Source organism: Corynebacterium sp. HMSC078H07, assembly GCF_001812805.1.
Classification (GTDB): domain Bacteria; phylum Actinomycetota; class Actinomycetes; order Mycobacteriales; family Mycobacteriaceae; genus Corynebacterium.
Genome location: NZ_KV810476.1, coordinates 12,282 through 27,959 on the forward strand (window position 1 = coordinate 12,282; position 15,678 = coordinate 27,959).

General features: G+C 58.9%; 7 protein-coding genes. 6 read left to right on the top strand and 1 reads right to left on the bottom strand.

Annotated features, from left to right (window positions below):
* Positions 1 to 42: 42 nt before the first annotated feature.
* On the bottom strand, positions 43 to 777 hold the full coding sequence (locus HMPREF2875_RS06545; protein WP_070671419.1) for a queuosine precursor transporter: 735 nt from the start codon (positions 775 to 777) through the stop codon (positions 43 to 45).
* A 436-nt stretch (positions 778 to 1,213) separates the two neighbouring features.
* On the opposite strand from HMPREF2875_RS06545, the gene HMPREF2875_RS13955 reads away from it, so the two are divergent.
* The 6 genes from HMPREF2875_RS13955 to HMPREF2875_RS06575 are packed head-to-tail and all read left to right on the top strand — an operon-like array spanning position 1,214 to position 15,626.
* Positions 1,214 to 1,864 carry a hypothetical protein gene (locus tag HMPREF2875_RS13955; protein WP_246817051.1) on the top strand — a complete coding sequence of 217 codons (651 nt, stop codon included), beginning with the start codon at positions 1,214 to 1,216 and terminating at the stop codon, positions 1,862 to 1,864.
* A complete protein-coding gene (locus HMPREF2875_RS06555; RefSeq protein WP_070671421.1) occupies positions 1,864 to 4,947 on the top strand; it encodes a VWA domain-containing protein in 3,084 nt (1,027 codons plus the stop codon). The genes HMPREF2875_RS13955 and HMPREF2875_RS06555 overlap by 1 nt, the downstream gene beginning before the upstream one ends.
* A 58-nt stretch (positions 4,948 to 5,005) precedes the next feature.
* The gene (locus tag HMPREF2875_RS06560; protein ID WP_070671423.1) at positions 5,006 to 8,674 is read left to right on the top strand and encodes a tubulin-like doman-containing protein; all 3,669 of its coding nucleotides are present in this window, start codon (positions 5,006 to 5,008) and stop codon (positions 8,672 to 8,674) included.
* Entirely contained in the window at positions 8,674 to 11,553 is a 2,880-nt protein-coding gene (locus tag HMPREF2875_RS06565) for a hypothetical protein (protein WP_070671425.1), read from the top strand. Before HMPREF2875_RS06560 ends, HMPREF2875_RS06565 begins: the two co-directional genes overlap by 1 nt.
* 24 nt (positions 11,554 to 11,577) lie before the next feature.
* Positions 11,578 to 13,944 (top strand): SaeA-related protein, encoded by a 2,367-nt coding sequence (locus tag HMPREF2875_RS06570; protein WP_070671427.1) that lies wholly within the window; start codon positions 11,578 to 11,580, stop codon positions 13,942 to 13,944.
* Between the two features lie 2 nt (positions 13,945 to 13,946).
* Positions 13,947 to 15,626, top strand: a complete 1,680-nt coding sequence (locus HMPREF2875_RS06575) for a GAP1-N2 domain-containing protein (RefSeq protein WP_070671429.1) — start codon at positions 13,947 to 13,949, stop codon at positions 15,624 to 15,626.
* Positions 15,627 to 15,678 lie beyond the last annotated feature (52 nt).

The window sequence follows — 15,678 nt, forward strand, 5'->3', positions numbered from 1 at the left end:
CACAGTGCGTGCCAAGGGGGTGAAAATTCGGGAAGGTCGCTGCTACTTAGATGGCGCTGCCGCAGAGGTCTCGGCCTCATTGATAGGCACGTAGTCCTCGCGGCGCTTGACCCAGGAGATAACCAGCGTGGTCAGCGGAAGCATGATGACCTCGCAGGCGGTCTTCCACAAGAAGCCCACGATGACGTAATTCAGGAAGCCGCTGAAGGAATCGATGCCGATGACGGGTGCGGCGATAGCGCAGAACAGCAGGGTATCGCCGAACTCGCCGACGACGGTGGAGGCGACCAGGCGGGCGATGAGGCCCTTCTCGCCCGAGCGGGCCTTCATCTTCACCAAGGTGAAGGAATTGAGCAGCTGGCCCACAACGTAGCCGACCAAGGAGGCGGCAAGAATCTGCGGAACCAGGCCGAGAGTTGCTTCGAAAGCTTCCTGGCCTTCATAGAAGTCCGCGGCAGGCAGCCAGATGGCGATGTAGAAGGAGAGCGCGGCAAGGATAGCCATGGCGAAGCCAATGTAGACAGCGCGGCGGGTGGACTTGAAGCCATAGCACTCGGAGAGGACGTCGCCCACGATGTAGGCGAGAGGGAAGAGGAAGAAGGCGCCGTCAGTAATGAGCGGGCCCAGCTGGACGCCCTTCGTGGCGTTGATGTTCGAGATGAGGAACGTGACGACGAACACCGTGACCAGCCACGGGTACAGAGTGGAATGTACCGGGATGAATCGGATGCTCTCGCCACCGGATTTGGTGGTTGCGGTTGCCGATTGAGTTGTCATGACACAGCATTTTTCCATGAAGATGGGGGAACTAGAAATGGGGTGGATCAAGCGCTACTACTGGGGAGTAATCCCTGTGGTGTCATCGCGAACGAAAACTGCAGATGAGCAGGTTGTTTTTGGGATCCATTAAGAGGTTATTAGTCAGAAAGTTATCTGAACTGGGCAGAAAAGGTGGCCATACTATGGCATTCTTTTGCTTGCAGTGTTGTCGTGTTCCCTGCACGTTTCTTGTCTGCTGTGCTTGCTGAGCGCTCGAAGAAATTCGGGCGCGTTCGAATTTTTAGGTCAGCACGAGAAGAACGTGTCCGAGACTGCGACTACCTTATATCTCAATGCTCTCAGCACTCCGGCTGATTCTTTGTCTTCTACGCACTTATGCAGGGAGGAGAGGGAGGTCGGTCGGGGCAAACACCGTTATAGAGAAGGTATCGCTATGACATTTGGTTCCCCAGGTTCGTCACCACAGTTTGGCGGGCGCCCTCCACAAGGTGCGCCCACGCCGAACCCCGGCGCAGGACACAACGCCGGCTCTGGGTTCGGTGCGCCCGGTGGATCCGGCGGATTTGGTGTTCCCAATCCGACGCAGAACCCGAACCCTACCCCCAGTTCAGTGCAGAGCGCAGGCACGGGCCCAAGTTCCGGCTTTGGTTCCGGTTCCGGTTCGGGCTTTGGCGCGCCGGGCTCGTCGGATGGCTTTGGCCAGTCCTCCCCAACCCCGGACTTCCGCCGCCAGGTCGCAACGCCGAGCGAGCCGACGAAGGGCCCGTGGTCACTGCTCATCGCAGCAGGTGTGTCTGCAGTTATTGCGCTGATTTTGCTTATCGTGGCGCCCCTCGTTGCTTCGCCGACGCAGGGCCTGTACTTTGGCCTCGCGATCTTTGGATGGCTGCTGGCGGGCATCGTTACCTTTGTTCTTTTGGGCCTGTACACCTTGAAGAACACGCAGCGGCAAGCAGAGACCTTCTACATTGAGGACACCACACAAACCTTGCTCTACCGCGTCATTATGGGCGGTAGTTTCCTTCTCGTCATTGTCGCTGCGGTGGAAATCGCCTTCTATGTAGGAAAGGCGGTTGGCGCCTAATGAAGAAGTTCACTCGTGCACTAGCTTTGTCCGCAGCAGCGATGATTGCCGGTTTCGGCGGTAGCTTGGGAGCCGTAGCGCAAGATGCCCCGCCGGCTCCGGATGCACCAGCTCCTGAGGCTCCTCCGGCTCCGGATGCACCCGCGCCGGATAATCCGGAAGGGAATCCAGACGACAAACCCGAAGACCACCCAGAGGACAACGGCGACCACAAAACTGACGAGCACCCAGAGGACAAGCCTGCTCCGGAGGAACACCGCGAAGGTATCGGTTCTGAGTCCAAGCTTTCTGAAGTCTCCCAAAAGAACCTGTCTGACTTCGGCTCGTGTATCGCGAGCGAGAAATCCGCGGACCTGCTTTTTGTTCTGGACCAATCGGCGTCGCTCGTTGGTTACGAAGGCTCAACGCCTACGGATGCTGACTTTTTCCGCGTGGATGCTACGGCGGACATTGTGAAGCAGCTGGCTAACCTCGGCGAGGATAACGGCGCCGACATCAACGTCAAGCTCGCTGGTTTCGGTTCTGAGTACTACAGTGACCCTGCCGAATACGGCGGCTGGACCAACGTCTCCGGTAAGGAAGATGCCCTGGACAGCGAGCTGGAGAAGTTTCGCAAGGAAGACCGAGTCTCTGATCTGGAAACCAATTACGGCGCTGCGTACTCGGGTGCGCTCAAGGAATTCGCGTCTCATGAGAGCAGCAATTGCCGTGCCATCGTGTTCTTTACCGATGGCAAGTACTACACCGATGCCGAAGCGCATGATCTGAAGGGCGCACAAGACAAGCTGTGTGAGGTTAATTCTTCAGTAACTGCTTTCCGCAACTCGAACATTCGCCTTTTTAATGTCGGCCTGGTTCCCGCTGCCGAAGCGCAGGACCAGATTAGCCAGCTGACTCGCATGGCAGAAGGTGAGGACTGTGGCCAAGGTGCCCCGAACGGTGCGTTCTTTGATGCTGGTGAGGACCCCGCGGCTCTGTTCGCTGCCTTCCGAAATCTCATCCCAACTTCGGGTGGTGTGACTAAAGACGGAAACCTGAAGGACCAATTCGACTTCGTTCTGGATGACTCCGTCTCCCCAGTGCGCCTGTCTGCAGTACCGAAGAATTCGGTGGAGGAAGGCACCCTTATTCCCACGTTGACCGGCCCCAATGGTGAAGTGGTTGAGCTCCACACTGATACCACCAAGGTGGCCGGCGCGAAGGTCTCCGTGACCGAAAACAATAAGCTACCGGGCATGGTGGACATCGCTATGGAAAAGGATGGCGATGACTGGGCTGGCGCATGGACCTTCGGCTACAAGGTAGCTGAAGGCACTGATGGCGAGTACCTTGCGTCTGTCGTCATGGTCCCCGGTCTCACCCTTGACCTCAAGCGCGAGGATGGCACCAAGGTTGAAGGAGGAATTAACTCCGACCAGGTACTCAAGGGCCAACTGGTGGACGGCAAAGGTGAGGCCCGCACGCTAGAGGGCGAGGGCACGCTGCACGCAGAGTTCGTACCGGAGGAAGGTTCCCCGGTCACTCTCGTGGACAACGCCCCGATTACTGATGGGCAGCCTGTCGATATTCCGCTCGATCAAGTAGAAAACGCTGCCTCTGGTCAGCTGGTCACTCGCGTGGACATCACTACGAAGGGCACGAAGGATCGTCCAGGTTCCAAGCTGGATCCCATCAATGCCGAAACCCCGCTGACTATTACTCCGGTGAACATGCCCACTGTTGGCTCGGCGCAGACCATTACGATGACGGAGAAAGAAATTACCGTCGACGTCCCTGTGACCGGCCCGGGCAAGGTGTGGGTTGCAGACCAGACAGTGAATACCGAAGACGCCATGCTGCCTGGAGGAGTGTCCTCCATCGCTGTGTCCTCGAAGAACAACTCTGAGGACTCTGCACTGGAGCTGTCCAAGGACGAGAAAGCCACCATTCCGGTGACTTTGAGCGTGGAGAATATGGCTGACGGTCCGCTGCGCGTGGAGCCGGTAATTAATCTCCAGTCAGCAGAAGACAACGAGCAGATGGAGTTGCCGCTGACCTTGCAGGGCTCCATGAGCGCTCCTTTGAGCAAGTCCGCATTTGGCTTGGCATTTGTTCTTGCAGTTCTGCTTGCACTGCTCATTCCGCTGGCCATCCTGTACTTCATGAAGTGGTTCTCTGGTCGTATTCCAGAAAAGCCACGCATGTTTGTTAAGACCATTCCGGTCAAGCGCGACGGGGCCAACCTGGTTCGCACCGATAATGGCCGTCCATTTGACGTGAGCAAGGATGAGTTCCAGGGCGCAGTACCGGTGGAGACCTCGGCACGCTCAGCTCAGCTGGGCCGCAATGAAGCCAAGGTGAAGATGGGGCTGAGCCCCTTTACTGCCGCGCACGTAGAGATTCAGCGTGACGGCACAATTTCCGGCAAGGGCAAGAAGTCCGGTTACCGCGCAGTGCTGCCGCTGGCCATTCAGAATGAGTGGTTCTTTGTTGGTAACCAGAAGGACCGCGACTCCGGTGAGATCGTCTTGACCGTCGATACGCTGGCACAAGCAAGCCAGTACGACGAGATGTCGAAGGAAATCAGCCGACAGGCACTGCCGCTCTTTGACCAAGTAGCGTTCCCTGCTGAGAAGGAGCAGTCCCCGCCGCCAGCAGGGCAGCAGACCCCACCTCAGCAACCGGGTGGTCCGTCTGGCCCCACCGGTCAGCCAGGACCATCTGCTCCACAGGGCCCGTGGGGCCCGCAAGGTGGCCCACAGCCTGGACCACAAGGAGCTCCGCACCAGGGCAGTCAACCACATACCCCGCAACGCGGTGGCTTTGGTTCCTCGCAACCTGCGGGACCGTCCCCGCAGACCCCGCCGCAGCACGGCCAGCCGGGCCGCCCGAATCAGCCCGGCCACTCTGGCTTTGGTGGAGGGCCAGGATTCGGTGGTGGACAGGGCTTCGGCCAGCCACAGCGTCCGAATCAGCCAGGCGGTCCAGGACAGCCTGGTGGCTCCGGGTTCGGTCAACCGGGACAGCAACGCCCGAACAATCCTGGTACCCCTGGTAACAACGGCGGCTTTCCCCCGAACCCCGGGTTCGGACCCCGGAACTAAGTCGGTTTAGCACCACACAACAGCACAGAAGCGAAGCCCCTTCGAAAGGTAGTTAAAGATGAAGAAGTTCCTCGTCGTCGGTTGCGGTGGCTCCGGCGCCAAGACCCTGGCGTTCATGATGGATCAGCTCAAAGCGGAGCTGCGCAGCATTGACCCGGACATGACCGAACTGCCCAAGGCGTGGCAGTTCGTCAACATCGACGTGCCTCTTGAGGAGGAAGCCGGCCCGCAGAAACTGCCCAACGTGACTCAAAACGGCGGCCAGTACGTCGGCATTGGTTCGCGTCAGAACTACAACACCTTCGACGAGGGAGTATCCAGCATCCTCGGCCGCTCCGGCAAGCTCGGTGAAATTGCCACCTGGGCTACCCGAAACCCGGCGTCCAATGACGTCAAGCTTGCTGATGGTGCCGGCCAGTACCGCGCAATCGGCCGCATGCTGACCCTGCCGCACCTCAAGGAGATTCGCCAGTCCCTCAAGGCAGCGGTGGATGAAATGTTCACCCAGGAAGCAATCCAAGAACTCAACCGCTTGAATTACAAGCAGACCAAGTTGGATTCTGACACTGGTGACTCCCAGCCGGTCGTCCTCGTGGTCTCCTCCATGGCGGGCGGTGCCGGTGCCTCGATGTTCCTTGATGTGTGCCGCGTGCTCACTACTATTCCGAATGTGAATCCGCAGGGCACCCTCGTCTTCATGTACACCCCGGAGATATTCTCCGATAACAAGGCCGATGACATGGCTGGCGCCTGGCCGAACTCCCTGGCCATGTTTGGTGAAGTCGTGGCAGCCCAGATGGGTAATTCCAGCAAGCATGACCGTGCCATCTTCGAAGCCTTCGATATGGGTAACCCGCCGGAGGGCCAGACCTTCGGCCGAATTTTCCCGATTGGCTCCAAGATGGGCACCACCAGCGCACGTTTCGGCGATGGTTCTGCCATGTCCATTTATCGTGGTCTTGGCCGCGCATTGGCCGGCCTGATGGCATCCACAAAGGCCAGCGACAACCTTGTCTCCTACGCGTTGACCAATACTCCTGCGGGTGACGGCGGCCGCCGCTTCTTCGGTTGGGATAGCCCTACCGGTGGTACTCCGTGGGGCCGCTTGCCCTGGGGTTCTCTTGGTTATGCCCAGGTATCCATGGGCCGTGACCGTTTCGCCGAGTACTCCTCTCAGCGCTTAGCCCGCAGCGCCTTTGAGCGTCTCTTCAACGGCCACCTCGATCCGCAGAACCCCGAAGCCGGTGAGATGCAGATTGCCAAGAAGCTCGAGGAGCGCCTGCCCAACGCCTTTAGCTCCATTACTCTTGATCCGTCCTGGGCGCACGGCGGTCAGATTGATAGCGGCAGCGTCTGGAACTGGCTCAACAGCGTTTTCGGTGGCCAGGCTCAGCAGGCTGCGGATAGCGCAACGAAGTACCTGCAGAACTACATCCCGGTAGGCCAGGGCCGTAACGTCAACGAGTGGCGTGACGAGTTCGAAGGCAACATGGCTGACCCACGCAACGAACAGGCAATTGCTTCCGTACTGAACAACGCTGCGTATGACATTGTCTACCGCTACGCCAACTTCTTCACTGACAGCGTGCTGGCCACCGTCGAGGGCGAGCTGGCGGCCGTCGGCGTGCCCTATGTGCGCGAAATGCTCTCGAAGATTACGGATGTGTTGACGAACTCTGACCGCCTCATGCCGGTTCTAGGAGAGTACTCCGGTTACTACCAAAACACCCGCGTGCTGACGAAGCCGGAGGGCGCGGATCCCATCCTGAGCCCGTTGACCGGTAAGGGCCAGATGACGGACCCGACGCCGACGGTTAATGCACTCATGGGCTTGTATTACAACCAGTTCTACAGCTATACGCTCATGGCCATCGCACACCTGCTCAAGGATGTTCTCCAGGATTATGCCGACGAGAACCTTTTCCACCTCAAGCGCGAGCTGGCAGATGCCCACGCCGTGCTAGAGAAGGCAGTGTCCAAGCGCGCTGAAACCAACAAGCTTGCGGATGTGCGCACCGATGAAGTCAACGCGTGGCCGACGGAAATTGATGAGGTTGTCGAAACCCGCTTCAAGGGTGCCGAGAACGAAATCATGCTCACGGACGTCAACTCCTTCATCGTTGACTACAAGGATCAGATGCTGCGCACCATCCAGGGCCAGCAGTCCACGGCGGACGTCACCAACTATGAGCAGGCTTATCCCTTCGCAGTGCGTTCCGTTATTCGCGGTGAGTGGGAATCCCTCGACGCGGCCCAAGCGCCGAATGACACTTTGGCACCGCAGAAGCGCACGAACGATGCATATTCCAACCGTGCTGGTTGGGTTTCTAAGTACCTGTCGCGTCACCCGCAGACTGGTGAGTCCCGTGAATCCCAGCGTGCGCACTACCACGCCAAGATTCGTCCAACGGATCTGCTCGAGCGCTCCCGCCAGTGGATTAACCGTCGTGATTACGAGTTCCAGAAGTTCAACTCGGTCGACCTCCGCCGCTACCTCACCCTGACCCCAGACATCAACGAGGTCGAGCACGCAGAGCGCCAGCGCCGCTTCGTGGAGGCCTTCCAGTTGGCACTGAGCTATGCCCGCCCGCTGGCGGCTGTCAATGACGACATGGTCCAGCGCATCCATGGCAAGTCAGTGCAGTACACCTACTCATTCTCCGATATCCCATTTGCTGAGCTCGGCTCCGCAGAGAGCGGTATCGCTGCGCAGCTGGAGTCCGTGCTCAACCGCCCAGAGATTGACGGCCCGTCCTCGGTTGCTCTCCGCAACTCCCTGAACATGTCGGATCATGTTCAGCACATCGAGATTTTCGGCTCCTACCCGAACTACTCGCCGATTGTCTTCTCCTCCATGTTCAATTACATCGCCAAGGACATTGAGAAGCAGGACAACTTCGATGGTTCTTGGTGGTCGGAGCGCCGAACCCGCCCGCTCCCGGCAGCGTTGCCGCTCACGGAGACCGAGCGCCAGGCCATGGTTGCCGGTTGGATCATTGGCCGCATCACTGGGCGCGTGTACATCTCCAACCCAGACGCCAGCAACGCCGCGGCCCATATCTTTGATGACACTGATGGTGGCGTGAACAATTGGGTCGACTTCCCGAACCCCATGCTCATCTCGCCGCGCCGCATGGTCAAGAAGTCGGATTGGATGTCTTCGGTACTGGAATCCATCTTCATCGCATACGCCAAGGTGCAGGAGAACGGCCCTCACGGCTTCGCATCATCGCTGTATCCGTACCAGTTGCTGCGTGGGCTTTTCGACGATGGACTCGACTTCGCTCACTCCGGCGCATCAACGCACCCGGTTGTCCACCGTTTGGCGCAGTTCCTTGCGTCCGGTGAAGTTCCGAACCGCGGCACAGTGGGCACGTCCATCCAGGATCGCTACGAAACCTTCGTCGCGGAGTTGGACAAGTTCGCACGCGGTGCTGATCACTTCGTTCCGGGCCACACCAACGCCTTGCCAGGTCAGGGCCGCGCGAACAAGCCATTCGCAGAGATTCGCTCCCGCGAGGTGGCATCCATGACGCCGTACTACCGCGACTTGGCCGAAGACGTTATCGCCATGGTGCCGGTTATCCGCAACTACCTGGACCAAGCCAAGACCGTGGCCGAGAATCCCGTGGCGCAGCCAAGCCCGCAGGCACGTACCTCAGAGTCAGATTTCGGGCAGACCACTTCACCGGAATTCAACCTCAACGATCTGGATGACACCTTCTAATGACGAACGTAATTATCTTCGGGCACGGCGCGACTGCGGATGATATCCGCTCGCGGTTGAGCGATTTGCGTGCCGTCGGCCTCCTACAAGACTTCGTATGGATCGACTACGCGCACCCCACCAACGGAGCGGTTGTGCGTTCCTTTACGGAGGAGGGCACTGCGCGCTTGTCGACGCTTGATGATGCCCTCCGCGGCTTGTCCGGTGACGTCCTCCTCGCCACCATTGATCCGATGGATGCTGAACAACCGCAGGACGCTAACAAGCTCACGGAGTGGGTCAGTGCAGTCGACCAGCGCCTGATTCAGGCCTCAAACCTGCGCGTTCGTCTGCTGCTGTCCGCCTTGCCGATGGACAACGTTGAGGTAATGCCGCTGCAGGGATGGAGCAACCTCGTGCTTTCCCCGGAAGAAGGTGGAACCCCGGCCTCCTCACGGATTCGCCCCATCAAGCGGACCAAGGATGGTTTCGAGCTCGCACAGTTTGCTGCTCCTGCCGTGGCCAGCATCTTCGGCCTGTGGCGCGGCATGCCGGAGCCGGCCGTGCTGGACCCCGATACACACCGAGTCATCGAAACCGGTGACCGCCAGCGTTTCCGGCTTGTGCGTGCCTTCCACCGCACGATCGACGCCAGTGACATTGAGGACAAGGTCAAGAAAGCCGTCTTTGACCCCACTCAGCGTCTTCCGCAGCCGCAGGTCAACAACATTTCCCGTGCTGTGCACTACGCAAACCCTGAGCAACTCACGGATCAGTGCGCCAAGATGTTCATTGACCAGCAGATCTCCCCACTGGTGAGCGCGCCTACCGCCTATGAGGAACTACAGTCCCACAAGGTCAGTGGCTGGGCAGCGCTCAAAGATAATCTGCGTCTGTACTGGTCAACGGTCGTCGGCAAGCCCCAGGACTGGGTCGAGGGCCAGCGCGGTGCCATGAACAAGAACGCCGCCACGTTCCTCCAGAAGATGCTGTACGGCGAGAATTCCAGTGTCGAGGTTGTGCTGGCAGGGCACTCCGGCAAGGGGAGCGGTGCCACCAGCGTTGATGAACTGCGCCAAGCCAGCGAACACACGATGCGCGTGGCACAGGAACAGCACTTTTCGCTGGGCCAAGAGCCGCAGCTGTCCCACACTTGGGAGGCCTATCACGATTATGCGCTCGGACTGGTTGATGGTTCCTGGCGCGAGAGTATTGATACCCAGGGTCTTCGCAATAACCAGGGCAACATGTACATCGTGCAGTACGGTGGCCAGTCCGTGCAGGATGTCAGCGCTTCCTTCTATGGTTTCCATCCGCTCATGACCAGTACCTTGGGGTACACGCATGAGTCGCAGGCAACGGTGGCTCCCTTCGACCCGGTAGGTGCAGAGCGCTTCGCCGCCGACATCGAGTACACGAGTCAGCAGACCCGTAATGAGGCTGTCAGCCGCAAGAAGCATGAGTTTGCTTCCTGGCGTGCGAAGAACAGCACCACCTTCGCATGGAAGGTAGGCCAGGGACTGTGGGATAAGTTGGGCCATGCTCAGCAGAAATACCGTGAGGCACACGCTATGGCCCGCGAGCTACAGGAGCTGGCCAACAGCTTCCAGGCACGCGACTTCAACGCAGAAAACAAAGCTCTAACCGGCAAGCTACGCACGATGTGGATTGTCCTCTTCGTGTTCCTTGCGCTTCTGACCTACATGGTGGCTGGCCGCTACAACCAGGATCTGCCGCTCGGTGAGTACCTGCAGTGGTTCGACTGGCCGTGGTATGTGGTGGGCGTCATTGTGGCGATTCTGCTTTTCCTCTTGTGCTCGTGGGCGGTGTTCACCAAGGCCCAGCGCGATATTTTTGACTATGTACAGCGCCGCAAGCTTCTTGCTCGAAACCAAGAGATTGCAGCGCAGAACCTGGCAACATCTTCGGCGGAAATCGCGCGCATTTCCAATGCCTACAACCAGTTCTTGAGCTGGTCGGCCTTGTTGGGCCGTGCTATCTACGCCCCATTCGGCCGCAAGGAAACCTCGAGCGATCACCTGCGTACTCCGCAGTCCGGACTGCCGGAGAACGCTCGTATTGCCCAGGCCGTGCTCAACCGTGACGATGCTGTGCGCATGACGGATGAGATTCGTTCCCATATTTTCCAAACGGAGTGGGCGCACCGATCGCTGAAGTCCATGTTGGATGACATGAATAACACCTTTGAGCGCAACCGTACTGGCCACACGGCCGTGGCGCTCAATGAGATGTGGGGAATGGCTGGTCTCGGTTCGAGTACTGCGTTGGATAATCTCTCGCGCAACCTTGATCACCCTTATATGAAGGACCGCGACTTGAAGCAGCAAGAGTGGCAGAAGGTCATTACGGACCCGCGCATGTCGCGCAGCTTGCAGCAGTACTTGGGCCACGTCACCTTCCGTGAGGAAGGGGGCGCCCGGAGCCAGAGCACGAGCGAGTTCCTCGCCGGCATGAATCAGGAAAAGGGCGCTTTGCAGGCCTTCAGTCCCAATGCGTTGACCAGTGCTGGCGGCGCTGAGGGCTACACCGAGATTGACGGCTCCCGCACTCGCATTGTGGAAGTGGATAGTCAAACCGCACTGACCAGTCAGCTTTCCCGGTCGGTCACGGTGGTGCAGTACGGAAAGATCACTGATTTCAAGTACCTCATCCCCGATTCCGTCCCTGGTGCGCATACCTATGACAACACCGCGGACTTGTCCCTCGATGAGCTGGATGACACCAGCCACATGGGCTTCGGAGCGCCAGCACAGACCGATGCGCCAAGCGACTCCCGTGGTACCCAGGAGAGTGCGCCGTGGCAGCAGGGCTCGAATGCTAACCCCGTGTTTGGTCAGCCGGGGACTCCGGACTTGTCGGACCTCGATGAAACCTTCTAGGGAAGATTGATCTAAGGAACGTTGATGACACACACCCCGAAACCCTCAATCAAGGATGTTCCGTTTAGCGAGCTCACAACATTGCATGAGCTGAAGCGTGTGAGTGCTGACGATGTCCGTGAGGCTGTCTCCGCCCCGTTTAGGCAGTTTGCCGAGCAGATTGCCGCTGCATTTAACGGTGAGGAAGTAGATCACCCGGAGCTGAGTGCGGAATCCCTCAACGCAGCGGTGGCACAGGAACGCGCGACCGAACACAAGGTTGCGCAGCAATCAGCCAACGAACGCGCAGCGGCAGAGCAAGCACGGCGTCAACAGCACGAGCAGCAGGCCGCTGCCGTTCAGCAGACGCAGCCTCACGTGCAGCCGGGGTCGGAAGCACCGGCTGCTTCAGCGCCGCGCGACTTCTTGGCCGAGTGGGCAGAGCTCCAAGCGGAAGAAGAGCAGAAGACCCAGGTCAACGAAGAGGACTACATCACCATCCCGGGCTTCGGTATCCGGGCAGAGTACCAATACCGCCAAGACCCCAACTGGGTGGCACCGGGCATTGAGTTTGCGGTTGAAGTACCAGAGACCATCGCGGCCGAGGATGAGTCCGGTGATGAATTTGGTTATGGCGTAGAACCGGAGCCAGAAGAAGAATCCGACCAGCGCCACCCGGTACGCCTGTGGTGGCCGGAGCTTGAGCATGAGCCGAACGAGGTCGTGTTCTATCGCGTGGTGGCTGATGATTCCGAGATGGTTGCCTCCCCTGACGCTGGCGATACTCTTGTGTACACCAAGGGCACTGCTTACCGCGATAACAACCCGGGAGAAGCAGGACTGCGGCACTACGCCGTGTGGGCTTATAAAGGTACGGATCTGCGTGAACTGGTTAATAGCCAGCCGGTCTTCATGGGTGATACCGCTGTGGTCTTCCCACCGGTCAACGTGCGAGTCTCAACCATCAAGGGGGCCATCCAAGTCTCCTGGGACCTGCTGCCAGGCCATTCCAGCGCCATGGTCTATGCCTGCCGTGATAGCGAGAAGGAGCTGCTTTCCCCGCGATTTGAGCAGGACGTGGACAGCTCGGGCCGCAAGGCCACCATCCCGGTCCAAGAATCCGGTCAAACCATCGTCATCTCCCTGCTGGGCCAAGCAGAGTTCCATGGTGCTACCGAGCAGAGCCAGGATGAGGTTGCGGTGCAGCGCTCCGTGAAGCTGGCCAGTGAGTTGGAAAAGCTGGAGCTGTCGCGCTGTGAACGCCGCAGCGAGTACGGCCATGATTCCATTGAGGTGGATTGGTATTCACCGAAGTCAGGTGAGGTGAATATCTATCTCACTCCCACTGCTCCACCAGCAGATCTGACTACCTCAGCGGTACCAAAGACGTACGTCGAAAGTGCGCTATCGAGCGCATTCACTGAGACTCGCGGCATTTCTGAAGCGGGTTCTTTCCAGACCGTCACTATGACGTGGCCACCGGACTGGTACGAGGTGTACATCACCCCGGTGAACTTCAACGACGCCGATGCCTGGGTAGGCGAATCCAAGGTGTTGCAGCGCGTGCAGTCCATTGAAGATGACCAGTTCCGTCTCATCGAGCGTGTGGATAGTCAGCTCATTACGTTCGATTGGCCGAAGGGCGCTACCGCGGTGGAATACTCTACAAACCGCGAACATGACCAGATTCGTGAAGAGGATTATGACCTCCAAGGAGGGATCCGCCTGCACCTCGACCAGCACGGAGATACCGTACGCCTCAAGCCCTATGCGGTGTTTGCTGGTAAGCGCACTGAGGGCGAGGAGCGCGTCATTCAGTATGAGGGGCTGCGCCCCGTGACGTATGACTTTGACGTCGATGTCTACCAAGGCCAGGTCAAGGTCTACCTGTGGAGCCTGGGCAATGGCGATAAGCGTCAGTTCTCTTGCCAGGTCGTGTACCGAGCTGACCGCCTGCCACTCTTCCCGGAAGACGGTGAGGCACTCGGCATTGTGGAAACCAACCTGCAGAGCACGACCCACGTGGCACAAGGCTTGGGCCCTTCACGTGGGCAGTACCCAGACTTCACTGTGTCGCTCGGTCAGTATGCACAGCGCGGTGGATTCATTCGTTTGTTTGCTGTGGAAGGGTTCGATACCTACGTTGATTCTTCCTTCGACAGCTTCGGCGGTGATGATGCCTTCAGTGGATTCGCTGAGAGCTATAGCGAGGCATCGCCCACGTTGAGCGCATCAGATAAGGCCGTGGTCGTGGAAGGAGATGTGGCGAACCGCTTGATGTTCTACGCCGCTGGCCCGAATGATGTCCCGCAGTATTCTGAGCAGTACACCGAGCCGCAGCCCGGGCAGTACTACGACCAGAGCTATGGCCAGAATTATGGTCAGGACCAGTTCTTCCAAGGAGGCCAGTAGCGATGGGCGGCGCATTTAGCTATGCATCTTTCTCCCGCGCCAAAGGCCGTGCTGGCGGTTGGGGAGTGGGCCAGAAAGTTGGTGACCTTACTCAAGAGGAGCTCGCGGAGCTGGTGTCTTTCGTGCCCACCTCGCTCAACAACGGCACTGCCATCCCGGATTTTCCTTCCGCGCAGCAGCGAGCTGAGCTTGTTCGCCGCACAGCAGTTTTCGCGCTGACTCCGGAAGCGGATAAGTGGGTAACCATGGTGTCAGTCCCGGCGGGTCTCGATGCCACTGGGCGCGGCGGCAATGTGTTCACTTACACGACCGTGACGCGAACCGGTAATCCGCCGGCTCCCTCTACGGTGCTCTATTCCCCTGATGTACCTGCTCCTTTTTCCATCTATGAGGTGGATAAGGTGCAGATTCCGGAAGGAATCGCGGCGCGCGGTCCGCTGCATTCAGATGTTTTGCTCGACGAGTTCCTCGACGGGGAATTCCGCCAGCCGGAGAAACTTCCGGCGCCGTTTAAGTCCGTAACCCCGAACCCAGATTCCACGTTCAACCGTGAGTTGGTATCGGCAATGGCCACGGTGCTTAACTCTCGGAACGGGCTGGTCATCCTCGTGGCGCCTGATAATCAAGCAGCATTGTGGATTGCCGCCACTGCCCGCGAGGTGGGAGAGGACGGTTTTGGATTCTCTACTTTTGAACGGGCCGCAGCTATCAATGAATTCCCATTGAGCACGTCCACCATGATCGTGGTCCCACCGAGCGAAAAGCAGCGCTTGGCAGACACCGCCATTTCCGGAAACCCAGTGGTGTTTGTGCTGGGTGAGGCCCTCCCTGATGTCAGCGCCTACGAACGAACGTCTGATGAGACGGAAGCAACCGCAGCGGAGCCAGAAGCCCCGGCGGCGCAAGAGGCAGCACCGTTTGGGGCACCTTCTTTCGGTTCCTCGCCTTTTGCTGGTGGCGGCGATCCCGCCGCGCCATTTCCGCCGAATCCTCTTGCAGCCTCGCGCCCCCTGGAGGAGCAGCTCTCGCCGAGCGATGATGGGCTACCACTGAACGCAGCATCGGATAATCCTTTCGCAGCTGGGGCAGCTGGCGCGGTTATGGTGTCGGCAAGTGCGGGGCCGGATAGGGAGACGTCGACAAGCGCAGCCCCCAGCTTTACCCCGGCAGAGCCCGCTCCTGAACCAGCCACGGCAACAGTCACTCCGGGCACGCAGCTTGGGTCGAACGCGACCGTCCCAGCCTTGAGTGCTGAGGAATACCAGAAGCTCATCACCTTTGATGCGCGCTGGTGGATTGAGTACCTCGATACCCATCGCGGCCGCTCCATCCAGTTGGCGTACCTGGACAAATCCACGTTGGGTGACGGGCTGGACAAGCTACTCATGTCAGCGATTATTGCTTCGTGGGTCTTTTATTTCCCCCGGGATTTCACTCTGTTGGCTGAGGATGCACTGCGGCCGTGGGAGAACCGCGACCTTGAACACGTCGCGCACCTCACCGCTGATCATTTTGCGAATGCGTTCCACCTTGAAAACTGCGAGCGTTATGCCACTGGCCGCGTCGCCACGGTGCTCGATGCCGTGGCGCAGCTCCTCACAGAGCGCTCCGTGCGGCACCAACCGCACCAACCAGGTTGGCAGAACCGCGGACAGGGTCAGGGCAGAGGCCCGGGGCTGTGAAGCGATGGATGTTAGGCAACACACGACTAGGCAAGATTAAAGAAGGTAAGAA

Bases quoted from the DNA above. Each gene is read 5' to 3' on its own strand.
- HMPREF2875_RS06545 (WP_070671419.1), bottom strand. From the start codon at position 777: ATGACAACTCAATCGGCAACCGCAACCACCAAATCCGGTGGCGAGAGC.
- HMPREF2875_RS13955 (WP_246817051.1), top strand. From the start codon at position 1,214: ATGACATTTGGTTCCCCAGGTTCGTCACCACAGTTTGGCGGGCGCCCT.
- HMPREF2875_RS06555 (WP_070671421.1), top strand. From the start codon at position 1,864: ATGAAGAAGTTCACTCGTGCACTAGCTTTGTCCGCAGCAGCGATGATT.
- HMPREF2875_RS06560 (WP_070671423.1), top strand. From the start codon at position 5,006: ATGAAGAAGTTCCTCGTCGTCGGTTGCGGTGGCTCCGGCGCCAAGACC.
- HMPREF2875_RS06565 (WP_070671425.1), top strand. From the start codon at position 8,674: ATGACGAACGTAATTATCTTCGGGCACGGCGCGACTGCGGATGATATC.
- HMPREF2875_RS06570 (WP_070671427.1), top strand. From the start codon at position 11,578: ATGACACACACCCCGAAACCCTCAATCAAGGATGTTCCGTTTAGCGAG.
- HMPREF2875_RS06575 (WP_070671429.1), top strand. From the start codon at position 13,947: ATGGGCGGCGCATTTAGCTATGCATCTTTCTCCCGCGCCAAAGGCCGT.